Origin of the sequence: Bdellovibrio sp. HCB-162 (assembly GCF_047344985.1) — a bacterium.
Taxonomy (GTDB): domain Bacteria; phylum Bdellovibrionota; class Bdellovibrionia; order Bdellovibrionales; family Bdellovibrionaceae; genus Bdellovibrio.
Map to the genome: position 1 here is coordinate 3,437,540 of NZ_CP178861.1, position 25,572 is coordinate 3,463,111.

The 25,572-nt window shown below is 44.6% G+C and carries 25 protein-coding genes; 13 read left to right on the forward strand and 12 right to left on the reverse strand.

Annotated features, from left to right (window positions below):
- Window positions 1–132: 132 nt before the first annotated feature.
- Window positions 133–888 carry a cyclic nucleotide-binding domain-containing protein gene (locus ACLSSO_RS16495; protein WP_413943453.1) on the forward strand — a complete coding sequence of 252 codons (756 nt, stop codon included), beginning with the start codon at window positions 133–135 and terminating at the stop codon, window positions 886–888.
- On the opposite strand, the gene ACLSSO_RS16500 is transcribed toward ACLSSO_RS16495, so the two are convergent.
- From ACLSSO_RS16500 to ACLSSO_RS16530, 7 genes are all read right to left on the reverse strand, one after another.
- Window positions 878–3,001 (reverse strand): prolyl oligopeptidase family serine peptidase, encoded by a 2,124-nt coding sequence (locus ACLSSO_RS16500; RefSeq protein ID WP_413943454.1) that lies wholly within the window; start codon window positions 2,999–3,001, stop codon window positions 878–880. The two genes, ACLSSO_RS16495 and ACLSSO_RS16500, sit on opposite strands and share 11 nt — an antisense overlap.
- 46 nt (window positions 3,002–3,047) lie before the next feature.
- A complete protein-coding gene (locus ACLSSO_RS16505) occupies window positions 3,048–4,718 on the reverse strand; it encodes a PQQ-dependent sugar dehydrogenase (RefSeq protein ID WP_413943455.1) in 1,671 nt (556 codons plus the stop codon).
- A gap of 135 nt (window positions 4,719–4,853) precedes the next feature.
- Entirely contained in the window at window positions 4,854–5,216 is a 363-nt protein-coding gene (locus ACLSSO_RS16510) for a type II toxin-antitoxin system VapC family toxin (RefSeq protein WP_413943456.1), read from the reverse strand.
- Window positions 5,216–5,434 carry an AbrB/MazE/SpoVT family DNA-binding domain-containing protein gene (locus ACLSSO_RS16515; RefSeq protein ID WP_340593158.1) on the reverse strand — a complete coding sequence of 73 codons (219 nt, stop codon included), beginning with the start codon at window positions 5,432–5,434 and terminating at the stop codon, window positions 5,216–5,218. The genes ACLSSO_RS16510 and ACLSSO_RS16515 overlap by 1 nt, the downstream gene beginning before the upstream one ends.
- Window positions 5,435–5,515: 81 nt before the next feature.
- Complete coding sequence (locus ACLSSO_RS16520) at window positions 5,516–6,577, reverse strand: protein-glutamate methylesterase/protein-glutamine glutaminase (RefSeq protein WP_413943457.1); 1,062 nt, start codon at window positions 6,575–6,577, stop codon at window positions 5,516–5,518.
- Window positions 6,578–6,589: 12 nt separating this feature from the next.
- The gene (locus ACLSSO_RS16525; RefSeq protein WP_295901081.1) at window positions 6,590–7,459 is read right to left on the reverse strand and encodes a CheR family methyltransferase; all 870 of its coding nucleotides are present in this window, start codon (window positions 7,457–7,459) and stop codon (window positions 6,590–6,592) included.
- Window positions 7,456–9,477 carry a chemotaxis protein CheA gene (locus ACLSSO_RS16530; protein WP_413943459.1) on the reverse strand — a complete coding sequence of 674 codons (2,022 nt, stop codon included), beginning with the start codon at window positions 9,475–9,477 and terminating at the stop codon, window positions 7,456–7,458. Before ACLSSO_RS16530 ends, ACLSSO_RS16525 begins: the two co-directional genes overlap by 4 nt.
- Window positions 9,478–9,755: 278 nt before the next feature.
- On the opposite strand from ACLSSO_RS16530, the gene ACLSSO_RS16535 reads away from it, so the two are divergent.
- From ACLSSO_RS16535 to ACLSSO_RS16545, 3 genes are all read left to right on the forward strand, one after another.
- Window positions 9,756–10,244, forward strand: a complete 489-nt coding sequence (locus ACLSSO_RS16535; protein WP_295901077.1) for a chemotaxis protein CheW — start codon at window positions 9,756–9,758, stop codon at window positions 10,242–10,244.
- 121 nt (window positions 10,245–10,365) lie between these two features.
- The gene (locus tag ACLSSO_RS16540) at window positions 10,366–11,118 is read left to right on the forward strand and encodes a hypothetical protein (RefSeq protein ID WP_413943460.1); all 753 of its coding nucleotides are present in this window, start codon (window positions 10,366–10,368) and stop codon (window positions 11,116–11,118) included.
- Window positions 11,115–11,621, forward strand: a complete 507-nt coding sequence (locus ACLSSO_RS16545) for a hypothetical protein (RefSeq protein ID WP_295901073.1) — start codon at window positions 11,115–11,117, stop codon at window positions 11,619–11,621. Before ACLSSO_RS16540 ends, ACLSSO_RS16545 begins: the two co-directional genes overlap by 4 nt.
- Window positions 11,622–11,711: 90 nt before the next feature.
- Here the strand turns inward: ACLSSO_RS16545 and ACLSSO_RS16550 are convergent, their stop codons facing one another.
- A complete protein-coding gene (locus tag ACLSSO_RS16550; RefSeq protein ID WP_295901071.1) occupies window positions 11,712–12,242 on the reverse strand; it encodes a hypothetical protein in 531 nt (176 codons plus the stop codon).
- Window positions 12,243–12,340: 98 nt separating this feature from the next.
- On the opposite strand from ACLSSO_RS16550, the gene ACLSSO_RS16555 reads away from it, so the two are divergent.
- The gene (locus ACLSSO_RS16555) at window positions 12,341–12,979 is read left to right on the forward strand and encodes a helix-turn-helix transcriptional regulator (RefSeq protein WP_413943462.1); all 639 of its coding nucleotides are present in this window, start codon (window positions 12,341–12,343) and stop codon (window positions 12,977–12,979) included.
- 43 nt (window positions 12,980–13,022) lie between these two features.
- On the opposite strand, the gene ACLSSO_RS16560 is transcribed toward ACLSSO_RS16555, so the two are convergent.
- Window positions 13,023–15,056: a transketolase C-terminal domain-containing protein gene (locus ACLSSO_RS16560; RefSeq protein WP_413943463.1), complete on the reverse strand. Its 2,034-nt coding sequence runs from the start codon at window positions 15,054–15,056 to the stop codon at window positions 13,023–13,025.
- A gap of 65 nt (window positions 15,057–15,121) precedes the next feature.
- Between ACLSSO_RS16560 and add the strand changes: the two genes are divergently transcribed.
- Together add and ACLSSO_RS16570 are read left to right on the forward strand one after the other, a co-directional pair.
- Entirely contained in the window at window positions 15,122–16,147 is a 1,026-nt protein-coding gene (gene add / locus ACLSSO_RS16565; protein ID WP_413943464.1) for an adenosine deaminase, read from the forward strand.
- Window positions 16,144–16,725: a DUF6624 domain-containing protein gene (locus ACLSSO_RS16570; RefSeq protein WP_413943465.1), complete on the forward strand. Its 582-nt coding sequence runs from the start codon at window positions 16,144–16,146 to the stop codon at window positions 16,723–16,725. The genes add and ACLSSO_RS16570 overlap by 4 nt, the downstream gene beginning before the upstream one ends.
- On the opposite strand, the gene ACLSSO_RS16575 is transcribed toward ACLSSO_RS16570, so the two are convergent.
- Both ACLSSO_RS16575 and ACLSSO_RS16580 read right to left on the reverse strand, forming a co-directional pair.
- Window positions 16,722–17,168 carry an LEA type 2 family protein gene (locus ACLSSO_RS16575; RefSeq protein ID WP_295901062.1) on the reverse strand — a complete coding sequence of 149 codons (447 nt, stop codon included), beginning with the start codon at window positions 17,166–17,168 and terminating at the stop codon, window positions 16,722–16,724. The genes ACLSSO_RS16570 and ACLSSO_RS16575 overlap by 4 nt on opposite strands.
- A gap of 21 nt (window positions 17,169–17,189) precedes the next feature.
- Window positions 17,190–17,840 (reverse strand): hypothetical protein, encoded by a 651-nt coding sequence (locus tag ACLSSO_RS16580; protein WP_413943466.1) that lies wholly within the window; start codon window positions 17,838–17,840, stop codon window positions 17,190–17,192.
- Window positions 17,841–17,947: 107 nt separating this feature from the next.
- Here ACLSSO_RS16580 and ACLSSO_RS16585 point away from each other — a divergent pair, with 107 nt between their 5' ends.
- From ACLSSO_RS16585 to hmgA, 5 genes are all read left to right on the forward strand, one after another.
- Window positions 17,948–18,238 (forward strand): GlsB/YeaQ/YmgE family stress response membrane protein, encoded by a 291-nt coding sequence (locus ACLSSO_RS16585; protein ID WP_413943467.1) that lies wholly within the window; start codon window positions 17,948–17,950, stop codon window positions 18,236–18,238.
- On the forward strand, window positions 18,238–20,025 hold the full coding sequence (locus tag ACLSSO_RS16590; RefSeq protein WP_413943468.1) for an OmpA family protein: 1,788 nt from the start codon (window positions 18,238–18,240) through the stop codon (window positions 20,023–20,025). The genes ACLSSO_RS16585 and ACLSSO_RS16590 overlap by 1 nt, the downstream gene beginning before the upstream one ends.
- A 153-nt stretch (window positions 20,026–20,178) precedes the next feature.
- On the forward strand, window positions 20,179–21,135 hold the full coding sequence (locus ACLSSO_RS16595) for a hypothetical protein (protein ID WP_413943469.1): 957 nt from the start codon (window positions 20,179–20,181) through the stop codon (window positions 21,133–21,135).
- Window positions 21,136–21,157: 22 nt separating this feature from the next.
- On the forward strand, window positions 21,158–21,568 hold the full coding sequence (locus ACLSSO_RS16600; RefSeq protein WP_413943470.1) for a CoA-binding protein: 411 nt from the start codon (window positions 21,158–21,160) through the stop codon (window positions 21,566–21,568).
- Between the two features lie 6 nt (window positions 21,569–21,574).
- Window positions 21,575–22,855, forward strand: coding sequence for a homogentisate 1,2-dioxygenase (hmgA, locus tag ACLSSO_RS16605; protein WP_413943471.1), 1,281 nt, complete (start codon window positions 21,575–21,577; stop codon window positions 22,853–22,855).
- A gap of 35 nt (window positions 22,856–22,890) precedes the next feature.
- Here hmgA and ACLSSO_RS16610 read toward each other — a convergent pair whose 3' ends face one another.
- Window positions 22,891–24,510, reverse strand: coding sequence for a response regulator (locus ACLSSO_RS16610; RefSeq protein ID WP_413943472.1), 1,620 nt, complete (start codon window positions 24,508–24,510; stop codon window positions 22,891–22,893).
- Between the two features lie 151 nt (window positions 24,511–24,661).
- Between ACLSSO_RS16610 and ACLSSO_RS16615 the strand changes: the two genes are divergently transcribed.
- Window positions 24,662–25,501 (forward strand): YihY/virulence factor BrkB family protein, encoded by an 840-nt coding sequence (locus ACLSSO_RS16615; protein ID WP_295905787.1) that lies wholly within the window; start codon window positions 24,662–24,664, stop codon window positions 25,499–25,501.
- Window positions 25,502–25,572 lie beyond the last annotated feature (71 nt).

Here is a 25,572-nt window from a genome sequence, read left to right on the forward strand (position 1 = left end):
ATCGAGCTTCGATCTGAGGCTCGGAACTTGTTCCGTACTGATTGTCATAAGATAATCAAATTGTGTAACCATTAAGGAGTCGTCTCAAAGTGGCCTAAGCCAGCAACACGAAGACTCCAGGGAAGGTTAGCGATGGGGCAAGACAAAAAGAATACGTTTTTGATTATCAGTGGCGATAAGACGCGCATCCAGCGCTGTACCGATATTCTCACAAGAAACTTTGAAAACAGTTCCGTTTTTCATGGAGCAGAATGGTTTGAAGCGAAATACAAACTCGACAACGTTCATCCAAAGGCCGTACTCGTTGACGAATATCTTCCTAAAGGTTCCGGCTTTGATATCGTCGCTAAAATTTTAAAAGAAAAAAACAATAACGATATTGCGATCATCATCATGTCTTACATTGCTGATCACGATATGTTTTCTTCCGAGGTTGCTTCAGGTCGAGTTCAGTTTTTGACAGAGCCCGATCGCGAACAAGCTTTGGTCGACTGTGTTTCCAAAATCGTGTCTCCTAAAAAGAACGACGACCAACCTCAATATCAACTAAAGCAATTGCAGGCCGGTGAAGTGCTTTTCAAAGAAGGCGACAGTACGGAGCTTGCTTACATTGTTAAAAAAGGAAGTCTGAGAGCTTACTGCTTAGGTCATGATGGCGACAAAGTAATGCTTGGTGAAATCATGGCAGGAGAATTCGTCGGAGAGATGGGTCACTTTAATCACGACCCCCGCTCTGCCACAGTGGAAGCGATCACTGAAGTGGAATTGATCGCGATTCCTAATAAGAATTTGGACAATGTGATCTTTGCGCGCCCTTCGTGGGCCAAAGCCCTTGTGAAAACACTTTCACAAAGGCTTAAAAAAGCAAACAAAGCTCTTACTGGTTAGACTTGTTGCCCAGTTTTTCCCAAAGATAAGTGAACTCCAAAGTATTCCATAAAATACTTTGTTCTAAGTTGGCGGTCCTTGCGTGGCCGCCTTCTGTATTTTCATAGTAGAACAGAGGATGTCCCTGCGCTCTCATCTTCGCCACCATCTTGCGTGCATGGCCTGGATGAACGCGATCGTCCTTTGTGCTCGTCATAAAGAACGCTTCAGGATATTTCGTCTTTGCATCGACTTTTTGGTATGGCGAATATTTTAAAATCGCCTCGCGCATTTTAGGATCTTCAGGGTTTCCGTATTCATCCATCCAACTCGCACCTGCAAGAAGCTTGTGATAGCGAAGCATATCAAGCAAAGGCACTTGGCAAAGAACAGCATTGAACAAATCCGGTCTGAGAACAAACGTCGCTCCCGTCAAAAGGCCACCGTTCGATCCGCCGCGAATTCCCAAGTGTTGAGGTGATGTGATCTTTCTCGCAATCAAGTCTTCCGCAATCGCGATATTGTCTTCAAAAACTTTATAGCGATTTTCCTTTTGCACAGCTTGATGCCAAGCCGGACCAAACTCCCCGCCGCCGCGCAAGTTGGAAAGCACGTACACGCCGCCTTTTTCCAACCATACTTTTCCTAAGACGCCGTTATAAGAAGGCTGCATTGGAATTTCAAATCCGCCGTAACCGTAAAGCAACGTTGGATTTTTTCCGTCTTTTTTAAGCGATTCTTTGGACACTACGAAATAAGGAATTTTTGTTCCGTCTTTGCTGGTAGCTTCAAAGCGCTCTGAGTGCATACCGTGAGCGTTGAATCTTTCCGGAGATTTTTTTAATAATGTAAATCCGTTTTTAGAGTCTTCTGCATTTCCTAAAAAGTTTGATGAGGGTGTAAGGAAATCGGTGTACACAGCCAAGTAATTATCAGATGTATCCTCTGTCGATGCCACCACCGCCATGCCATTTTGACCTAAAGACACTTCCTGTTGAATCCACTGGTTGGGCCCTTGATAAGTGACCTTCACAATTTTTGCTAAAACGTTGTCGGTCGTTGATAGCATCAGATAGCTTTTTGTCGAACTTGCCCACTGCAAAAACTTTTTCTCTGTAGGAGCGAAAACAAGCTGCAAGGAATCTTGAGCTTTTTCACCATCAAAGATTTTATCAAAAGGCATCGCAACAAGACTGCCCTTTTTAAATTGTTTTAGGTCGGAGCGCAGAACGTAAAGTAAATGATCCTTAAAGACACCGTTAAACTGCGCATCTTGTGGCATCGGAATTTGTGTCTTCTTACCTGAAGCATCTTCGTACCAATCAATGCCTTCATAGAAAGACAAACGACGTGTATGGAATGTATAGTTTTTCTCTGGCGTGAACTCCACCCAGCTATAGACAGACATATCCGTCTTTTGTCCCTCGTTGACGACTTGAGCTGTCGATAACGGCGTGCCACGTTTCCACACCTTCACGATACGTGCATAACCAGAATCCGTCATTGAGTCCGGACCATAATCAGTGCCCACGAAAACTGTATTTTCGTCTTTCCACGTCAGAAGATTTTTTGCTTCAGGAACCACGAAGCCATCTTTAACAAACTCTTTGGTTTTCAAATTGAATTCACGGATCACCGTAGCATCTTTACCGCCGCGAGAAAGGTGAACGAAAGTTCTTTCGTATTTAGGGGGAAGTTCCGAAGAACCTTTCCACACCCAGTTTTCATTTTCTTTTTTTGCAAGAGCATCGAGATCTAAGATCACGTCCCACTGAGGGCTTCCTGTTTTGTAACTAGCCACCGTTGTTTTACGCCAAACACCACGAACGTGCTTTTCATCTTGCCAGAAATTATAAAGCTCTCCATTTCTAAGCTTCACATCTGGAACACGGTCCTTTGCTAAAACAATCTTACGAATGTCTTTTTCCAAGGATTTAAACAAAGGATCTTTTTTAAAATGATCCAAAGTTTTTTTATTTTCATCTTTTGCAAATTGCAAAGCTTTCTGTCCTTCGACTTCTTCAAGCCACAAATAAGGATCTTCGACTTCTGAAGCCGCGTTATTTTGCAGAGGTTTTGATTTGCAGGCCCCAAGCATTAGAGGCATAAGAAGGAACCACTTTGGAAATTTCATAGATAGACTCCTGTCGATAGCAGGAGTCTATTCTTAGGGAATACTCTTAAGGGTTCAAGGATTTAATAAAGGCCTCGACTTGCGGTAATACTTGCTCGTATTCCTGGTCATGAAATCCCAGGGAAGAACGCATCATTTCAGGAGGCATCTGGCGTGTTTTTAGTTTCACCCAGAAAGAGCTTTCAGAAGGACTTGATAAATTCAGCATCGTGCCGCGCATGTCTCCCAAAATTTCTTTGCCTGTGTCTTTTTGAAATTGCGTGTGGCACATAGCGCAGTTCTTTTTCACAAAAGGCACCAACGGTTCAAAAGCCTTTAATGTTTTTTCAGAGAAGCCACCAACGACAAGGTCTTCAGGACGAACTTCCGCTTTCTTACCTTGAGAGATTCTTAAGATCGCTCCGTTTTTATCATCTATAACTAGAATAGAACCGTCGTTTAAAGCCGCAAGCCCTGTCGGAGCTCCCCGCGGACGGACACCTTCTTGCGCTTTCCAGCCAAAGACAATTTCTTGATATTGAGTGTCTGTGGGAACGCCTCTTTCATCGACCGGATAAGCGACAATACGTTGTCCATATTTTTGATAACCATGCCACGCAACCAAGAGTTTTCCTTTTAAAGATGGCAAGAGTTCACTTCGGTAATACAAAAGACCCAGTGGTGCCGTGTGCGCGGGCATAAACACTTTCGGAAGAGCAAATTGTTTTGCGCACATCTCAGGCGCAACTTTTCCCTGAAAGTTTGGCGCCACTTCACCGCGCGAATGACAATACGGCCAGCCATAATGACGGCCTTCTTCTAAAATATTCAATTCTTCATAAGGCAGATCTTCACTTGGAAGATCAATTCCATTTTCACCTTGAATCACGACACCTGAAACAGGATGAACGGCCAAAGCCATGGAGTTGCGAAGACCACGTGCGAAGGGTGCAACCTTGATCGCTTTTCTCTGTGAATCATTGCTTAAGTTTATTTTCCAAACGGCCGCACTTGCCAAAGGACTTTCAGACTGAATGCACTTTCCACTTTCATCTATAGTTTTGATTCCGGAACCACAATCATCTGAAGGAGCACCTACGTTGATATACATTTCCGTGAACGTGCTATTCACAGCCATTTGCAACAACGGGTGTTTATTTTTGTACTTTGTCGCCATTGAATTGTATTCAGAGGCACTCACGTATTCATCTTTACGGAAAATAGATTTCGCAAAATCATTCACAACGACTTCAGGAGTCGCATCGATATTAAACTGTCCTGTCTTTGCATCCCGTGGAGCAAAACGCACAACTCCTGTCGGAGTTCCAACGTAAAGACGTCCCTCTGGGTCCATCACAAGTCCATTAGGCATCGTCAGTTTTTTTGTGGGAAATAAATTAACGATCGCGGTTTTTTCAACGCCTTGAGAATCTTTACCACGATATACAGCATAGATGGTGCCTTTCGCATAGGCCCAGCCACCCATTTCACTCACGTAAATCACACCTTCTTTGGATTGAACGGCGTAACGAGGCATCTTAAGACCGTCTTGTTTTCCAGCGAGAATCCCAACACAGATTCCTTCAGGCGTTCCGACCTGCACTTGCGGCAAACCGTCGCAAAGAACAGTGGCATCGAGGCGATAACCAGATTTTTCGAAGACTTCAGCGTAAGCTGAAAAGCCCGCCAATAAGGAAAAAAGAGTGATCCATTTTGAGACATGCCATTTTGCCTTCATGACGTGAGTCCTTTCGAAGGAAGATCCTTCTAAGAACTCAGCAAGAATCGTGCGCCTCTGTTCGAATTATTTTACCCTGGTTTAATTCAAAATGAGATTAACGACAATAGCGCCACTATTTGTTATTCATGTGGTCTATCTAATCACCTTCACTCCAGTCACTGACGCAAAATCATTATCAAGCGTCAATAGCTGAGCATGGCTAAAACGAGCACAAGCTAACACCATAGAGTCCGCCATTCCAAGATCAAACTCCAGGGATAAGTCTCCGGCCAATAGAGCAATATCCCTGTTGATTTCCATAGACTTGTACTTGCTCAGTGCACTGACGACTTCTAACGAAGTTTCTTCGCTCGTTTGTTTTTTTAATTTTCTATAAATTTCATAGATCACGAGAGTTGGAACAATAGGATCTGTATTTTTTAAAGCCTCTTCGCATTTCTTACGAAGAGGGCCGTCACAAACAATTTCGATCCATACAGAGCTATCTACAACCATTAGATCTTTCTGTCCTTTTTATCACGAAGATCTTTGGTGTTCACTTTGCCATATTTTTTAACCGTATCTCGCAAAACGGACAACTGTTTCACCGGCACTATGTATGCGATTCCACCTTTGGCAATAACGTCAACCTCAAGACCCGGTTGAATATTAAGGGCTTCTCGAACCTCTTCAGGAATGACTACTTGATATTTGGACGAAACTTTTACAGACATACGTTAAGTATAACAGAACACTTATCGATGTCAATATCGTTGAACGATAGCCCTGCAGTTCCACAGGGCTCCTAATTGATTTTAAGCGGCGTTACGAGTTTGGATTTGGCCTAAAAGATCTCCGGCAATCTTATCCAGAGGGAGAATCTTATCTGCAGCACCTAATGCCACCGCAGCCGCAGGCATTCCATACACCACGCACGTTTCTTCGTTTTGTGCGACCGTGTAAGCTCCTGCATTTTTCATCTCTAACAAACCTTCGGCGCCGTCCTTACCCATTCCGGTCAAAACTACACCCAAGGCATTTTTACCTACGTACTTCGCAACGGATTTCATCAAATAGTCTGCCGCCGGACGCACACTGTGCAACGCGGGACCTTGATGAAGTTTCACGTAGTAAAAGGCACCACTGCGTGTGATTTCCATGTGATAGTTTCCCGGAGCAATCAACACGCGCCCAGGAACGACTTGATCACCCTCTTGCGCTTCTTTCACTTCGAAAGGGAAAAGGTTATTCAGGTTTTCTGCAAAAGATTTTGTGAATCCCGGTGGCATATGCTGAACAATCAAGGTTCCCGGAATATCCGCAGGCATACCACTTAAAAAAACTTTCAAAGCTTCGGTTCCACCTGTTGAAGAGGCCACGGCGATCAACTGATGCGTGGTTCTTGCAAGTGAAGTCGGGCTTACTTTTTTTACGGGTCCCGATGCTGGAACCACTTTTTTAATCGGATTGATACGTGCTTTGGCAACGGCTCTAACTTTTTCCAGAATCGTTTGCGACAGTGATTCCAAACTTTGTGAGACGTCAATGGAAGGTTTTTCCATGATCTCAATGGCACCCGCTTCAAGAGCGCGCAAATAAGTTTCAGAACCCGTTTTCGCCAAGCTTGAAAAAATAATCGTTCGAGTTGGAAAATGCTGCATGACCTTTTCCAGGAAACTAATGCCATCCATGCGAGGCATTTCCACATCCAGAGTCATAACATCAGGTTTAAGGGTCACCAGTTTGTCTCTTGCGATATAAGGATCTGAAGCTGTTCCTACAACTTCCATATCCGGTGCGGAGCTAAAAATCTTCTCTAGAAGTTTTCTGATCACCGCAGAGTCATCAACAATCAGGACACGAATTTTCTGAGCCATAAGGCGCCTCTATTAGAGCTTTTGGTAAACAGCTCTTGAAAGCGGTTTAAGTTGTTGGTGCTTGACGTTTCCAGATTCAGAGTGGCCTAAGATGAGGTATCCACCCGGAGCCAAACAAGTCACCAAATTGTCGATCACCTTCTTCGTTGTTGCTTCATCAAAATAAATCAAAACATTTCGACAGAAGATCACATGGAACTTGTGCTGAAATTCATATTTCGGATTCATCAGATTGAATGGCGCAAAGCGGATCATGCTGTGAATCTGATCCTTGGCTCTCCAGAACTCATCACCTTGCGCTTTGATTTTTTCAAAGTACTTGTGACGTTGCGCTGGAGGAAGACCTTGCATCTCACGCTCTTCATAAGTTCCTGAAGAAGCCTTTTTTAGAACTTGCAAATCAATGTCGGTCGCCAGAATACGCACTTTGCTAGCGGAGTTATCACCCACAGCTTCATTTGCCGTCATCGCAATCGTGTAAGGCTCTTGACCTGTGCTGGCCGCCGCACACCAAAGGCGGATGTCATTGCCAAATTTGCGACACAAATCAGGAAGTACACTGCCGAGGAAATCAAAATGATTCGACTCGCGATAAAACGACGTCATGTTCGTTGTCAGAGCCGAAATAAACTCTGACACCATTTCCGGGCTGCCTCTATCGATCATCGTCCAATACTCTTCGTACGACTTCAAAGAATGTCGTCTTAATAACTTCACAATGCGATTGCGAATCAATGCATGGTTCTTTGGAGTCAGTGGAAGATCCACGCCCGCGAGTTCATACATGCGTTCCGCAAATTTTGTAAACATCTTATCGCTGAGCTTGATCTCTTCAAAATCGTAAAGAGAACCTACAAGCTCATTCTTTTTTACAGCCGTCATGCTGCCATCTCCCTACCCTTAGTGACATTACTCACTAAAGCTCCTGGTTCAAGAATAAGAACCGTACGACCATCACCAAGGATCGCGGCGCCCGCAACTTCAGGAATATTTTGTCCTGTCGTAATTGGTTTAACCACCACTTGTGCCTGTCCCAAAACGTCATCCACAGGGAATGCCATTTGGCCAGTCATGGATTCAATAATCACAAGCATGGTCTCTTCACGACGAGCACTCAAAGAGTTCTCGCGTTTTGCCATGAGCTGCTGGTCTTTTTTGTTGAGTGTCCAATTGATGGATCCCAAAGTTTTTGAAACATCAATCACCGGCAAGAGCAGTCCACGAATGCTCGCCACTTTTCCTGCTCCGGAAATATGCGTGTAGTCTTTTGGTAGGACACGCACGATTTCACGAATGGAATGAATTGGTAAAATATAACGGGCTCCATCCAAAGCCACGATGATACCGTCGGTAATCGCCGTGCTAAGAGGAATCGTCAAACGGAAGGTTGTTCCCTGACCTGCTTTCGAGAAAATATTGATCTTCCCGTTGATCTTATCCAAATTTGATTTCACAACGTCCAAACCTACACCACGGCCTGAAAGATCCGAGATCTTATCTGCCGTCGAAAAACCCGGTTGGAAAATATATTGGAAAACTTGTTCATCGGGAATTGATGCGGGGTCAACACCTGTTGGCACAAAGCCTCTTTCAATAGCTTTTGCCAAAACTTTTTCGCGATTGATACCACCACCATCGTCACAAATTTCAATGATAACGTTACCACCTGATTGTTTTGCGGAAACGACCACTTTTGCTGTGACAGGCTTGCCTCTTTCCAAGCGTGTTTCTTTTTTCTCAACCCCGTGGTCCATCGAGTTACGAACCAAGTGAACGAGAGGATCACCTAATAATTCAAAGACGGTTCTTTCAACCTCGGTCTCTTCACCGATAAGCTGCAAATCCACAGGTTTATCCAAACTCAACGACACGTCACGAACGATACGCTGAATTTTAATGAACATGGATTTTAGCGGCGTCATACGAATGCTGAGTGTCTTTTCATAAAGTTCACGAACTGCTTTATCCAGTTGATCAACGATGGCTTCTAAACGAAGATTCACACCACTGCGAACTGTTTCATCATGAACTAATTGATTCTTTAAAACCACAAGCTCACCTACCGCGTCCAACACGGAATCCACACGGCCCGTATCAACTTTGATAGCGCTTGTTTGTTTTGCAGGAGCTTTTCCAGAACCACCATTGCCGCTTGAAGAGGCCGCAGGCTCAGTCGGCGCTGCTTTTGCTGGAGCTGGTTTTGAATTTTCAGCCACCACTTTCAACGCAGGTTTTTCAGGAGCTGGTTGTGCCGCAACGGGTGCTTGCGCTGGCGCCTGTGCCGCCGCTTTTTTCTCTTGTTCTTCTTTCGCATAGAACTCAGCTTGATCTTCAGGAGACAATTGCGCCAGAAGTTCTGCAAGCAAGTCATGGTTTGTAACATCGTCGGTCGCCTCCGCAGCTGGAGCTGGCGTCGCAGCAAAGAAGTCATCAGGAACCTGTTCTTTAACTTCTTCGGTAGAAGCCGAAGCCGCTTCTTTTTTATGTGAAGACGGTTTGCCTGAAAGCTCTTCCGTTAAAGCGACAAGCTGCTCTCTTAGAGCCGTCGTATCCCAAGGAAGATTTTTACCTTGTTGTAAAGAAGAGACGCGGTTTTTAAGTTCGTCACCAGATTGAAGCAAAAGTGAAATCGCATTGGAGTTCACAAGCTCAGGACGCGAACGTAAAAGATCCAAAAGGTCTTCCATCACATGGGCAAATTTAGAAAGATCTGTGAGACCGACAGCGGCCGCGCCCCCTTTTACAGAGTGAGCTACACGGAAAATATCAGTGAGATCCTTCGCAGGATCTTCACTGTTTTCCAGTCTCATCATATATTCCTCATACTGCTCCAGCATGAACGCAGACTCGTTGAGGAAATCCATCTGCAGTTCTTCGAAAAAGGCATTATCACCGCTCATGTGCGTGCTCCATTAGTATTGAAAAATCACAAGAAATTATCGGATGATAGGCAGGCTAACTATTTACATCATTGGTCCAGAATGAGATTAAATTCCAACCCGGTCGGGCCGACAACTTTGCTCTCAAGACCTTCGTCCTTAAATGTCTCAGTACGGGATTGCTCAAATCCTAATTTATTATTTTTTGAAAGAGTCGAGAAATTCTCTTAAGTCCCCTTAGATTTTTCTCGAAGAGTCTGGGGTAAGGATTTTATCTTCGACTTTGAAAGGCGATTACAATGAGCGATAAAGCAAAACCAGGTCAGTATTTGACGTTCCAATTGATGTCTGAACAATACGGAGTTGCTATTGAGACTGTGCGTGAGATCAACCAGTTCGGTGAAATCACTCCAGTGCCGCGTACTCCTGATTATGTTAAAGGTGTGATGAATTTGCGCGGTAAAATTATTCCGGTTGTAAATCTTCGCATTAAATTCGGTATGCAACCACAAGATACAACTCGTGACACATGCATCATCGTGATCGACACTGAAATCGGTCAAGTAGGCATGATCGTAGACTCAGTGAAAGAAGTTGTAGATCTTCAAGAATCACAAATCGAACCTTCTCCGGTACTAGGTAACGAACACGCAATGTCTTTCGTTCGCGGTATGGGTAAAGTCGACAACAAAGTTGTGATCCTAGTTGATATCGTCTCTGCATTCTCTGCAGAACAAATGGGCCACATGGCTCAGTTCTCTCACCAAGAAGAAGCGAAAGCTGCTTAATAATAGGCGCGAGTTTCCTCGCGTGTTTTGAAGATAAAAGGGCGAGCTCAAAAAGCTAGCCCTTTTATTTTAATAAACATTACTTAGTTGTTTTCTTGAGCGAGTTTAATAATAATCTACTATGCTCAAATATCTCTCTTTTATAGTGATCTCTGTATTTTATTTAGAAATTTCTGCCAGTACACTTGCATGTCCCGACGGGCAATATCCAGTTAAAGCTCATTATCGACACTCCTATTACCGAGCTAGTGGAACCCTTGTGAGGGCCACGAATGTCAAAGCACATTGCAAGTTGTTAACTCGTGGTTATATCTATACGAAAAATAGATTTAAGGATGGCTTACCCCAAGGGTGGCCCCATTCAAAAGAACGAGCGAAGGCTTGGAAAGATGGCGAAAAAAGCGTCCTCATAGATATACTCGACAACCTTCCTCAAGAAATTTTAAGCGAGAAAATTGAGGGATTTTATAGAGCCGAGCGCTCTAAAGATTATCCTAACCCAGCCAGTAGTTCTGACGGAATTATCGTCATCTATGACTCTGCTTTTGATAATAAAGACGGGTTAGACAGAGTAATAACGCATGAGTTGTCACATCAAAATTACGAAGACATTGGGGAAACTGCCAGACAGGACTATCGTCGCGCTACGGGATGGCACCTTGAGCTCGAAAAAGATAACAAATATTATTGGCAAGGCCGTAAGAATGGATACGTTGAAGAAGACGGAAAAATGTCGCCTAACGAGGATTATTCCAATAATTTTGAACACTTTATAAACAATCCTGATAAACTGAAAAAGACCACACCTTCGGCGTATGAATGGTATCAAAAGAGATACGGCGATAAATTGGGAAGAAAGGGTTCCGGCAAATGAAATGTGGAGTTTTGATTACAAGCCTTATTATGTTGGCTGGTTGTGCAAGTACCTCAGGCAAAACTCAACGTCTTACCTACGAAAATGTTAAAAGCCTTTCGGTTGGAAAATCTACTTCCTCTGAAGTTATCGCTACTCTAGGGTCTCCGAGTGACAAGAACTCTCGGGACGGCTACTTTTCCCTGCAGTTTAATGATCCCTCAACAGGCGTTCAAAGGGTAACTGCCAACTTTGACGATAAAACATCAAAGCTCATTGGCATTTTATGGATCCCGACAGAGTCTGATCCACAGATCTCTCTTTCAAATACTCTTGAAAGTTTTCAAGGCGCTTCTTTTGTAACGGAGCAAAGTGAAAGAGATAGAATACATTCTATCTCACGGGTCAAATTTTATATTGATCAAAAGAGAGGGATTACGATTCGATATGATGAGAACCTGAAACAAGTCGAAGGCATCTCTTTTTATGAAGGCACAGGCCGCCTTCCCTCTAACAATCAATAATGATACTTTTTAACTAATTTAGAAAAAGCCCACGAAGTGATTCATGGGCTTTTTTCCGTGAACGTATTTCAAAAAATCACTCGCATGCTTTTAGTTCTTCTGCAATTTCTTTTCAATCATTGGGTAAAGAGCAAATGAAGCTCCAAACACGATGTGAGCGGCCCAATCCCAAAACATCGGAACTTCACGGTTCCAGTAATCCACGCCTTGCATGATATTCATCACAAGTGGAATTAAGACATAAGGTCCTGCCATTGAAACCACGCTGACGCCAAGACCCAACATCAAAGCCGCACCCTTAGACTGAGGCTGAAGTTTACTAGCCACGACTCCGTAAAGGACACCCCAAAGAAGCGACGGCCCCAATTGATGCAACAAAAGTCCTGCGAGCAATGCTCCAAGGTGAAACCCTTGTAGAGCCGACTCACCAAATAAGACCGAACCAATCACTTGCACAGGATAAAGAGGGCTCTTTCCCAAGAAGACGGTAAAAACGACCATGACAACGACCGCCATGATAAGTCCCGCGATTTGTCCTGTCACAATACCCGTAACAAGAGACCGAGACATTCCGGAGTCTCGAGACGAAACAGCCGTTAAAGGCTTTACAGTGTTTTCCATAATTACTCCTTTTATAAAATTCTTTCTGGCTTCATAATGATCCCGGGAATAAAAATGGTAAATACTGTTTAAATTGTTTAAATAGATAAGGAGGCCCTATGCAAAGTCTGCACGCCAATCAAAAGAAGATTTTAGAATACCTTTTGACCCAACCCGATGGGGCCACGCTGGATGAAATCGCGGACCATTTAGAGATTACAAAAACAGCCGCCAAGGAACACCTTATCAAAGTAGAAGGTTTGGGCTTTCTGTCTTACCGAGATGTCAAAGGCTCTGTGGGACGACCTCGTCGCTATTATCTTCTTTCTCAAGAAGGACACGAAGCTTTTCCCCGTCAGTACTCGTGGCTTTCAAATATTATTCTAGAATTTCTTGCTGAAGACGTAGGAGCCGCTTCCGTTTCAAAAATGATGGAACGACTTGCAGTTCGAGTCGCCGAATCCATGAAACCCCGCTTTGAAAAAACCGGCTCCACGGCAGAACTTTTAAGTGAGATCGCCAAAGCGCTTAATGAACTCGGTTACCGCGCCACCCTTAAACAACGTGATCTTCGCAAAGGTGCTGTTATCGAAGCCACAAACTGCGTCTATCACACCGTTGCCAAAGCCCATCCGGAACTTTGCAAGTTCGATACGAAATTTATCGAAAAGTCTTCTGGAGGATTGAACGTCAAACTAGAGAGCTGCATAGCCCGAGGTGGCTCTGTCTGCCGATTCTGCATAAGAAAAAACCCATGAATTTCTTCATGGGTTCCTCTGAAATCTAATTCAATTTTCAATTTTACCAAGCGCCGCTTTTTTGAAAGAACGTGCCGACAGTTTCAACAATCGCCGAAGCATCAACTTTGTGTTTGCGGTAAAGATCCAAAGCCGTATAAGCACTTTGTCCGAATTCGCCGTGAACACCCAAACTCTTTGCAGAGATCGTCGTATCCGCCTGCAAAAGCGCATGAGTCAACATCTGACCAAAACCACCGACTAACTGATGATCTTCCACAGTCACAAGGCGACCTTGAGTTTTTTCAAGAGCACTCTTCATTGTCGCAAGATCCACATGATTCACACACGCACAGTTCACAACAATCGCGCCCACACCTTTTGTTTCCAAATCTTTTGCAGCTTGCAAAGCTTGTGGAACCAAAGAGCCTGTCGTTGCAATCGTCACAGATTTTGTCTTGTCATTCGCTGTATCCACCAAGATCTGCGCTTTTTTCAAATCATAAGAACTTGGAGTCACATAAGACTTAGGGAAGTTTTCACGACCCAAGAAGAACACTGCTGAATTTGGAACTTGTCCCTCTTTACGAGCCTTCGCAAAATTCTCAATCACGGCATAAACCAAAGCGTCTGCCTCTTCACTGCATGAAAGAGAATACACATCCACATGAGGAATCGAAGACACCATCGCCATGTAACTCAAAGCTTGGTGGGACGCTCCGTCTGCGGCATCTTGGAAACCCGTGTGCGAGAAGATCGCGATGATCGGAGCTTCTGACAACGCTCCCATCGTCAAAGGCAAAGCGCCTTTTGTCACACCAAATTGTGCGAATGTATCTACAACCGGAATATATCCCAATTTAGAAAGACCCGCTGCTGTAGAAACCATGTTGCTTTCTGCAATACCGACATCAAAAGAATCTTGAGGAAACTCTTTGCGGAATCCAGCAACACCTGTAGAACCTGGAAGATCCGACGTCACACTCAAAACCGGAAGACCCGCTTTACGAGCGCGTACCATTGCAGCAGAGACACCCGTTTGAATTTTTTCGCCCGTGTCTTTCACCGCTTTCGCTTTAATCTCGGCTTCCCATTTATTGAGTTCATCAATCCACGTGTTGTAAACCGCTGGCAAAGTTTCGCCACCGTAAATTTCACTTAAGAAGGCTGGCAATTCAGAAGGACTTTTCAGAGGAAAACCGTGACCGCCCGAAGCAGACTCGGCTGTTTTCTTAGTACCAATGCCTTTGATTGTTTTTGCATGAATCACGACTGGTTTCTTCGGATCAGCTTTAGCTTGTTCAATTGCAGTGACAATCGTGTCATAGCATTTTTGCAAGTCGTTACCTTCAGCCAATGTGATCACATTCCAACCCAAATCTTTTAAAGAGTTGAATGTTGGAGTCATTGAGAAAGACTCCGCATCAATACGACCCGAAAGTTTTGTATTGTTATCACTGATAATCAAAACGTAAGGACCCATCTTTCCTGTTTGCGCAAGACCCGGAATCGCCGCGAAAGACTCTTTCGCTTCACCTTCCATACAAGCGCCATCAGAAATCGTCGTCACAGTGATACGATTGCGACCCGAGATCGCTTCTCCCATCGCCAGACCTTGAGTCTGCGGGAAGGCCGAACCCAACGGACCGTTAGAAATGAAAACGCCTTCGGGGAAACAGTGAACTTCACCGTGACCTGTTAGGCCACTTTCAATAGAACGGAATTTTTTTAGACTCTCTAACGTCAAGCCCGCCATGTGGTAGTTCGCTTTTAAAGCATACAAACCATTTTCGCAGTGACCAGCGTCGTTCACCAAGTGAAACAAATCATACCATTGCTTTTTTTCGCGAGCGGCAACATCAAAAACGTGACCATGCAAAGCTGACATCAACTCAGCCAAAGCCGCCGGACCACCGTAGTGAGACGCTGCTCCGCCAAGGACCGCATTCATGTCCATCAAAGAAACAAGAGCACGAGTCGAACGAGGGTCTACGACTGGAATCTGACGTCCGTCTTTGCTTTTAACGAAAGTTTTAAATTGAGGTTCCTGTGAAGGGTTCCCCGCGAGTTTTGTTTTGATTTGGATGGGTTCTGTCATAGGATAAAGTTTTACTCTGGAAGACGAAGTGGGTAAAGGGAACAAAAGCTTACCGGGAGCGTTAAATGGAAAAACTCTACTCTCATAACATTCGCGATATCCTGAAAGTGGAATTACATCGCCACCTGGACTGCTCGGTGCGTTGGAGTACGCTTGTAGAACTGGCCCCTCAGGTCGGAATTCCCCTAGCCTCGACCTCACAAGCGCGGAAGGAGCAGTTTTTAATTACAAGTCCGATGAAGGATTTGAGTTCTGTTCTTAATAAATTTCTCAACGCTCAAAAAGTCCTGGCAAGCGAAGAAATCCTCACGCGTATCGCATTTGAAGCCTGTGAGGACGCGTACAATGATGGCATTCGTCTGCTCGAACTTCGTTATGCCCCCACGTTCATTGCCGAAGGTCATAAGAATCTGACTTTCGAAAAAATCCACAAATCTTTACACAAGGGCATTGAGATGGCCCGCAAAAAGTATCACATGCTCATTGGTCTGATCTGCATCGTACAAAGAGTGAAACCTTTCGCCGAGGCAGAGAAAGTCGTGGATTTTGCAATCGCTCACAAAGATAGTTTTATCGCTTTAGATCTTGCCGATAACGAAGAAGGGTTCGATCCAAAAGTTTTTGCACCTCTTTTTCAAAAAGCGAAAAAAGCAGGTTTACGTATTACAGTTCACTCTGGCGAAGCCCCCGGGCCGCTCTCAGCACAGTGGGTGCAAGACAGTATTGAAATTCTGGGTGCTGAACGGATCGGTCACGGAATTCAAATCGTGCATGATCCAAAAGTAATCAACTTTGTACAAAGTCGCCGTATTCCTTTAGAGATATGCCCGATCAGCAATTACCTGACCCAAAGTTTTAAAACTTATGAGGACCACCCGATTCGTCAACTGATGAATGCAGGAGTTCTTGTCACCATCAACTCTGACGATCCCGGAGTTTTTGCAACCACACTCAGTGACGATTACGAAGTTCTTCACCGCGTGCATGGTTTTACAAAAGAAGATTTTCATCGCTGCAATCAAGTCGCTTTTGATGCCAGCTTCTTTCCTGATGTGGAAAAAAACAGATTTATGACGGATTTTTTTGGATGAAACTGAAAGAAGAACTTCTCCACTTGATGCGTGAAGATGAGGCGGTTCGCGAAGCGCTTGCGAGCACGGGAGAACTTTTTCAGGGATACAATCCGCAAATGGAAAAAGTGCATTTACGAAATGCTCAACGCCTGAAAGAACTCATCGAAGAAAACAAAGGTTTTCCGACAATCGCCCAAGTCGGCGAAGAGGCCTGCGTCGCTGCCCTCAGAATTGTATTACACGCCATCAGTTGGCCGGAATTTATGCGTGCTCAAGAACAAGTGTTGACGGATCTTGCGAAGAAAAAAGAAGTTCCTGCGCTATATGTAGCTTGTCTAGTGGATCGCATTCGTTTTTATGAAGGACTCAAACAAGTTTACGGGACAAATTCAGATTGGGACGAAAACGGAATTCTTAGAATCACGGATGTTGAAGATCCCGACAGTCTTAACAAGCGTCGCGCTGAGGTAGGACTTTCTCCTCTGGAAAGTATGATCATCACGCCGATGAATGTCGAATATCATCCGCCGGACCCAGCAAAGCGCCACCAAGAATTTCTTGAATGGACCAAGAAAACAGGATGGCGAACGGCTTAAAATTCCAATTCTCCTTTTTTATTGAACGGAATAGAGAAAAGTCCCATCTGGGCCGAGCCTTTAAGTTCGTACTCTTTACTCAAAGTACCCTTTAAAAGACCATCAACCAAAGTGCCCACGGTGTTATATTTAAACTTCAGTGGGACAACGACCGTATTTTCACCTTGCGAAGGAACGTCAACACCCTCTTTAAATTCACCTTCGGTCACGTCTTTCCCTGACAACGTCAAAGCATAAGTTATTTTTCCCACGCGCAACGGAACAGGATTTGGATTTTTCACATTGAGTTTCACATGCACCAAGGCGTCTTGGGCCGTTACATTGGAAACATCAAGTCCCACAACGGAAACTTCCGGATCCTTCAAAAGGCCTTTTGTAAAAGACGAACAAGCCGTTGCCATTGTTAGAATTACTATCACGAAAAAATAAGAGATCTTGTTCATAAGTTCCTTCGCTGCAACGGACTATTGCAAATTTTCGGTCTTCGGTTCATCTGCGAAACGAATTTTGATTTTTTCAGAAGGCAGTCCTCCCGTCACTTGGGAAAGCCAGCCTTTGATGAATTGCTCAAGGGACGTTCGCGCTTGTTCACGCACAGTTTTTCGATGCTCGATGGATTTTTCGACAAGCAGACCCATCAACTCTTTCTGAATTTTTTCAAGAGAATCTTTTTCACTGCGAAAAAGACTGCCTTTTACCACGTCAAAACGAAGTTTGCCAATATCCACGGCCGGAGTGCTATTGCTGAGTCCTGGCACATCCACAAGAATTTCGTTATTCACCAACTGAAACTTCCAACCTCGATTCATATCAACGAAAAAACTATATTCTACTGGGACCGTGGCTTTCACGACCACATCAGGAAGATCCACCCAAAAAGCTTTTAGCTTTGATGTTCTTTCAAAGACTTCGGTCTCTTGAAGTTTTGCGACCTGCAAACGTTGTTTTCCGACGATTTGAGTCGCATACGAATAAAAACGATGTTCGATATTTTCCGTAAAAAGATCTTCAACGGTGGTCGCCTCTTTCCCGCGATAGGCGTTAAAAAGGCCGAAAGCAACAACGCCAATAACAAGACCGGCAAGGAGATATTTAAAACGAGAAAAAGACTTCATATCTGCATCTTATCTTAAGAAAAGCCAACCTGCCAAGGTCGAGAGAATTGCAGAATTGCTACTCAGTCAAAATGAATCACGTTAACCTAAACAAGAGAGGCACAACTATGAATATCAACTCCATTTTGCATCATCCCCTTTTTAATCAAATTGTTCTTTGGGTCGTTCTTGGACTTGGTGTGGGCGTCGCCGCAAAGTTGGTCATTCCAGGCAGTGAAGCCATGGGCTGGATTCGTACGATCCTGCTAGGTCTAGCTGGATCTTTTCTGGGCAATTTCCTGGCGCCTCGTGTGTTTCACTGGCCTACTTACACTGCTTTTAGCTGGCAAGGAATTTTAATCGGCATCGCCGGAGCTGTTGTTCTTGTTCTTATCAACCGTGTGGTCACGAGGTCTTAATGAAAATTTTTAGAAGGTTTTTAGTTTGTTTTCTTGCGGCCCTCACAATAACTTCACCAGCGCAGGCGAATGTTCTGGGAAATATGCAGACCTTTGCTCCCAATCCAGATTCCCTGGTATTTCAGAACATTCACTCTTCGCAAACTTTGGAAAAGAATTATTTCAATATCGGCTTCTTCGCCGCCTATGTACGAAACGAATTGAGTGTTTACGATAATCTCGTGCAAAAGAACTTTGTCGATTACAAGGATAAAGCTTTTACGTTCGACTTGATTTTCGCTTGGGGTGTGACTCGCAATTTAGAACTCACTTACTCAATGCCAGGATATTTCAGTCAAGAGCCCGACTCAGGTCAAAGTCAGCAGAATTTTATCTCTGAAGGAATTAACGGGCATCGATTGGGATTTAAATACAATATCTCTCAAGAAAAAACCGGCGGTTTCGCTGTCGCTGGTTCCGCGGATCTGACAACTTCCGTCGACAATCCCTACATTGGAAACTCCCCTGCCCCGATCTGGAATATTGAATTCATTTATGACAAAAAAGATCGCGACAGCGGTTACGGATTTAACTTAGGGTACAGAAAAAGAACTCCGGGAGATCCTGCTGCCACAGATTATTTCTTGCCAGTGAGTGACCAACTGATCGCCTCTGCGGGTTATGTTACAGGACTTACAAAAAAATGGCGTTTCCATGCCGAGCTTTTTAGTTCTTACGGTCTTAAAAAAGACTATCACCCCGATCAAAAATACATTAGTTCCCTCGAAGTTCTTCTTGGCGGAAAATACCGTCTGGCGAGGAACCTGTGGGGACATTTTGGTGCGACTGCCGAAGTCATGCCAAAAGGTCTGGCTCCGGATTATCGCGTTTATCTTGGAATCAATCATTTCTTTGGTTTCAGTTCAAAAGAAACGACGACAACGACGGTTGCAAAAACCTCGACCTTGTCGGTTCTTCCTTACGAACTCAACCTCGCACAAAATGAAAAACAAAAAATCACTGTCAGTGGTGGTGTCGCTCCTTATCAGTATGAACTCTCTCAAGGTCTAGGTTATTTTGACGAAACGACGATGGAATATGTAGCTTACGATCAAGTCGGTGATGATGAAATCATCGTGAAGGATGCCGAAGGTGCTGTGGTCACAGTTCCTGTGCATGTTCGCGAAAGCAATGCCGCTCCAAATACTTCAGCAGAACCACTAGAAATCAATCCATCCGAAATCACGGTCTATACTGGTGGTGTTGCTCACATCAAAGCCAAAGGTGGAACTCCTCCCTACACAGCGGATTTAAGCCCTGAGTTCTTTGGAAGTATCTCAAGCCGCACTTTGAAATACATGGCGCCGACACATCCCGGTGACGTTGAAGTTATTGTTAAAGATGAACAAGGACAAAAAGCGAAAGCACTTGTGCATGTCGTGGCAATTCCAAAACCAGCAAAAGCGCTTCTGCTTAAAAACTTGAATTTCATTTTCAACACAAGCAACCTGACGAAAGCTTCTCAAAGAGAGTTGGATAAAAATCTTTCAAGCATGTCTCAGGTCAAAATTAAAAAAATCATCGTTGTCGGCCACACGGACAGCATTGGTTCTGACGAATACAACCAAGAGCTCAGCCAAAACCGCGCAGAAACGGTGGCGCAAATTCTTCGTCGCAAATTCAATCTGAGCGAAGACCAAGTGGAAGCCGTGGGTTATGGTGAAACTCAACCCATTGCCACCAACGAAACAGAACAAGGCCGTCTCACGAATCGTCGCGTGGAATTGAAACTCTATTACAATCAGTAAACCCATGCGCTGACGGAGCGTTCTCTGTCAGCGCAGAGAACGCCTGCTCCGAATCAAATCAGAAAAATTTGCAAACCCCGTCTTCCCTCGCTAAATCAGTGGAAATCAAATAAGCCTTCGACTAGAAATGGCTTTTTCCAAGCGAGGTTTACGATGTCTGTTTCTCTTCTAAAAAACGTGTCGTTCTTGTTCGTTGGTCTGACCTTGTCAGCAACTACTTTTGCGCAAAACAAACCGTCTGATTTGGTTGTGAGCAAAGTAGAACTCCAAACTTACCTTCAAAACAAAAACACCGTGTCGACGGTAGCCAGTCAGTGCTTGAAAAGAACCTGGGATACACACATCGCTTTTTTTAATAAATATGGAATTTCTAAATACTACGGCGACCGCAATCCTGCGATTGACACTCGCGAAGAACGCTTGGAAGTCATTCGTCGTGTTGGAGCTCCGGCAGAAATCGTCAATCAACTTGAAGGTATTAGTTGCATCGGACTGACTCGCAAATGTCTTAAAGAAGGTTTTGAAGCGACACAAAACCCCGTGCTTAAAAATCTGTGGGAACGCATCGACAGAAACACGATCGCCAACGGCACCTCTGGAGTTGTCTTAATTCAGCATTTGCAAAAGTTGGGATGGAAAGTTCTTTACTGGAATCCTCGCCCCGACCTCAATACGCGATGGGATGCCGAAGATCCGATGATCATGGCTGGCAAACCAGTTAATTGGGATTCAGGTGTGCGCAATGATTTTGGACAATTCATTTATCATCCCGCTTGGGGCATGCATCAAATGCGCTATGACGCTGTCATGAGAAGAGACATGTACTACACCGTTCGCGTTGATGATAAATCTACTTTGGTGGGCTTTGATAAAGTCCTTCCGGAAAGTTTTAAGAAAGTGCCGTTCTTCGTCGGTACGGCACACGCTGGTTATCACGTCTTTCCGGGAGCCTTCTCAAAAGTGATTGAAGCCCACAGTATGCGACGTCTTGATGCGATCGACAATTTGGAGGTAGGAGAATTCAATCCTCTGGCTTCCGGAGGATCGCCCCGTTGGACTCGCAGTGAGAAATATCGCTCAGGAGTTATTGCCATTCCTCCGCAAGATTGATTTGATTCAAGAAGGAGCCATTATGAATGTCAAAGACAATGAAATTAAAAGCCTTCTAGAAAAATACAAAAAATTCACCGTCTATGGCCTCAGTGGCGATCCCACAAAAGCCAGCCACTATGTTCCCGTCTATATGCGTGACCACGGCTGGCAAATGGTGGGAACTTATCCCAAAGCCCATGACGTTGGCGGTTTTCAAATCTATAAAACTTTAAAAGAAGTTCCCTCTGAATACCGAAAATTCGTTGATGTGTTTCGCAGTTCCGAGCGTATTCCTGAAGTCGTCAATGAAGTTTTAGAAGTCGGTGGTGTTGAGGTACTTTGGCTGCAATTAGGAATCTCCAACCCCGAGGCGGAGAAACGCGCTGAAGACGCGGGAATCAAAGTCGTTTCCAATCGCTGCTTGATCATCGAACACAAAAAATGGTATTAGCTACCTATGGAAAACAAATATCTCTCTGGCTTCGGAAATCATTTTTCATCTGAAGCGCGCCCCGGTGCGCTTCCTCAAGACCAAAACTCTCCGCAAAAGGCTCCTTTGGGCCTTTATCCAGAGCAGCTCAGCGGTTCGGCTTTCACAGCTCCCCGCGCGCAGAATTTGTACACGTGGCTTTATCGCCTGCGTCCGTCAGTCATGCACAAGGCTTTCAAACCACTGAAAGAGCTGACACAAAAAACATTCTTTAAACCGCAACATACAAATCCGAATCAAATGCGCTGGAATGCTCTTCCAGAAATTAACGGCCATTTCCTAGAAGGCCTTCGCACTGTTTGCGGCAATGGCTCCAGCCACGAACAAAAAGGCATCCACATTCATCTTTATTCCTTCAACAAAGGAATGGAAAACCGTTACATGATGAATGCCGATGGCGATTTTGTGATCGTTCCACAAACGGGCTCTCTGCAAGTAAAAACAGAATTGGGATTCATCGAGGCCGAGCCAGGAGAAATCGTCCTTGTTCCGCGCGGAATGAAGTTCCAAGTCAATCCTTCGAATAGCCCTCGCTGCACTGGATATATCGGCGAAAACTTCGGTCATCCGTTTCATCTTCCAGAGCTTGGACCGATTGGCGCCAATGGCCTGGCTCACCGCCGTCACTTCTTAACTCCGGTGGCTGCGTTTGAAGACCAAGAAGGCTCTTTCGAACTTATTGGAAAATTCAACGGCGAACTTTGGAGTGCTGAAATGAATCACTCTCCACTAGACGTCGTCGCTTGGCACGGGAACTACTGCCCATTCAAGTACGATCTTCGTAAATTCAACACAATCAACACCGTGAGTTTTGATCATCCAGATCCTTCTATCTTTACGGTTCTGACTTCAGCTAGTGACACACCAGGAACGGCGAACGTGGACTTTGTGATCTTCCCGCCCCGTTGGATGGTCGCTGAACACACGTTCCGTCCTCCGTATTTCCATCGCAACATCATGAGCGAGTACATGGGCCTTATCTATGGCGAGTACGACGCAAAAACAGCTGGTGGATTTATGCCAGGCGGGGGAAGTCTTCACAACTTCTTCTCGGCTCATGGACCCGACGCCGAAACATTTGAAAAAGCCAGCAATGCAGACTTAAAGCCAAATAAAATCCAAAACACCATGGCGTTCATGTTTGAATCACGAGTGCCTTACATGGTGACTGACTTTGCTTTACAAAAAGGATTTATCCAAGAGGATTATCAAGACTACTGGCAAAGTTTTAAAAAGAATTTTAAATAGTAAAAAGCCTGGTGATGAACCAGGCTTTTTTATTTTTACAATGTCGAAGTCACATCATAGCTGTGATTCTGCGGCGTCAGCCATTCATGCAAAATGCTGATCAATTCATTTCGACGAGTCGGTTTCGTTAAAACACCATCGAATCCCGCACTTAAACATTTTCTCGTCTCTTCACTCATCGCATGAGCCGTCAAAGCAATGATCGGCGCCTTAAAGTCTCGCATGCGAATGCGATGAACAGCTTCGTAACCATCCATCATCGGCATTTGAATATCCATAAGAATTAAATCTGGCTGTGAAGTTTGCAAAAGATCCAAAGCTTCCTGCCCGCTTCCCGCTTGCAAAAGAGTGATGTTTTGCGAGCGCAAATATCGATCAATCAACAGACGATTGTCGCTCACATCATCAACGACTAAAATTGTTTTCCCTGCAATGGAAGATCCTTGTATGGATGAATCTTTTCCGCTCGCCGCTGAAAGAGTCTGCTGCACATAGGGACTTAATTCTAACAACAAAAAGATTTCAAAAACAGAACCTACACCGACTTGCGAAGAAACAAGCTGCAAATCCCCACCCATTAAACGCGCAAGCTGCCTTGAAATCACAAGGCCCAAACCTGTTCCGCCAAAACGACGTGCCGTTGAGACATCGGCCTGACTGAATGGCTGAAACAATCTTTGGACTTCGGCGTGAGTTAAGCCCAGCCCTGTATCTTCAACGGTGAAAATGACCTTACGAAGTCTTCCTGCCTCTGCCGAAGATTTACAATCCTGACCTTTCACTTGAACGCGGACTTCTCCCTTATCAGTGAATTTCACAGCGTTACCAATCACGTTCAGCAAGATCTGTTTTATACGTAGAGGATCACCCATCATCATCAGATCTTGTTCAGGCATTGATATCTTTAAAGCGATCCCTTTCTCACTGGCACGAAAGCCAAGAACCGATTGAACATCAGTAAGGACATCCTTAATAGAAACTTCTTTTCTTTCAAAATCCAGGCGTTGCGCTTCGATTTTTGAAAGATCCAAAAGATCATCAATCAAACGCGATAAAAGTTCCCCGTTTCTGCGAATCGCATCCAAAAAAACTTTACGTTCATCTTCGCTGACTTTGTCTTGATAAAGAATATCGGCGAATCCAAGAACAGCTCCTAGCGGGGTTCGAATCTCATGAGAAATATTCGCAAGAAAATGGCTTTTGGCTGTATTTGCTTCTTCAGCTTTTCGTTTGAGCGTTTCCACTTCCTGCACATGGGCCTGAGCTAAACGACGCTGTTGATCCAACAAAACAAACGTGCGCACTTTGCTGCGAACGATGTGAGGATCTAAAGGCTTAAAAAGAAAATCTACGGCGCCGGTTTCATAACCTTCAAAAAGTATGGAACGCTCGCGCTGCTCTGAGGTCATTAAGATCATGGGAAGATGTTTTGTTTTTTTAGCGGCACGAATAAGACGGGCCAATTCAAAACCGCTCATTCCCGGCATCTGCACATCCAGCAAAGCCAAACCGAATTCGTGGTCCATCAAATGTGCCAACGCCTGTTCACCATTTCTGGCAGTGATAATTTCGACATCAGTATTTGAAATCAAGTGCGACAGGAACAGAATATTTTCGATGTGATCGTCCACAACCAGCAGCTTGGTTTTTTCCATGCATTTCCCCTAACCATGAAATTATATCCGCTGACGTGCTGTTGGGGACTGCATAGCACAGGGATTGTGAATTACCAAAGAAAAATAAACCCGGATTCTTTGTGTGCAATGGCAACTAGGGCCTATTCGCAGTTTATGCTACTTTAAGCCCATGAAACTCTCGGCCTCCCTTCGAAGCATTCTCAGTAATGAGTTCCTGGATAAGCTCGACAGAGACAAGATCTGGGATCTCTCAGCGTCCCTTTCCTATTACACCGCTCTCTCTCTGGCTCCGCTGATGATTCTTCTCATCACCTTTGTTTCATTTCTAGGGGCTGATTTTAAGAGTGAACTCATCCACCAAGTGGAAGGCCTGGTCGGCGCCCAAGCCAGTCAAGCGATCAAAACCATTGCGCTGAGTGCGGATAAAACACCCGAGGCCCGCGGATTTGCTGGCGTCATTGGAGTCATCACTTTGCTTTTTTCAGCAGGCGCGATCTTCAGTCAATTGCGCCGCTCGCTCAACACTATCTTCGAAGTCGACACCGTTCCTGCCGAAGGTGAGCCCGGGTTTCTGCAATCGTCGATGGACTTTGTAAAGCGGCGAATCTTCAGCATGGGAATGGTACTGGCTTTCGTTTTTATTTCCTTGGTATCGCTGGTTGTGTCTTCATTTATTTCCATGACCCTTCATGGGATGGCCGCTGTCGTCGTACAAACTATCAATCTTTTAGTTTCACTGATTATTTTTAGCATTCTTTTTGGCGCGATTTACTTTTTCATTCCCCAACGACCCATTCCCGCCGTCGTTGCCATCACAGCCGGACTGATCACGGCATTTTTATTTTCTATTGGAAAAACACTGATCGGCCTTTATTTGGGCCAAAGTGCTCTGGCCTCTTTGTATGGAGCAGCCGGCTCTTTCATCGTTCTTCTAATGTGGGTGTATTACTCTTCGATCATCATTTTCATCAGTGCAGAAATCGCCAATGAAATTAATAAAACCCATTAGATCTTTATAAGCCGCCCCACACTTTGACAAAGCCACCAAGCTAAGGGAAATTCTGGGACATCACTTCAACC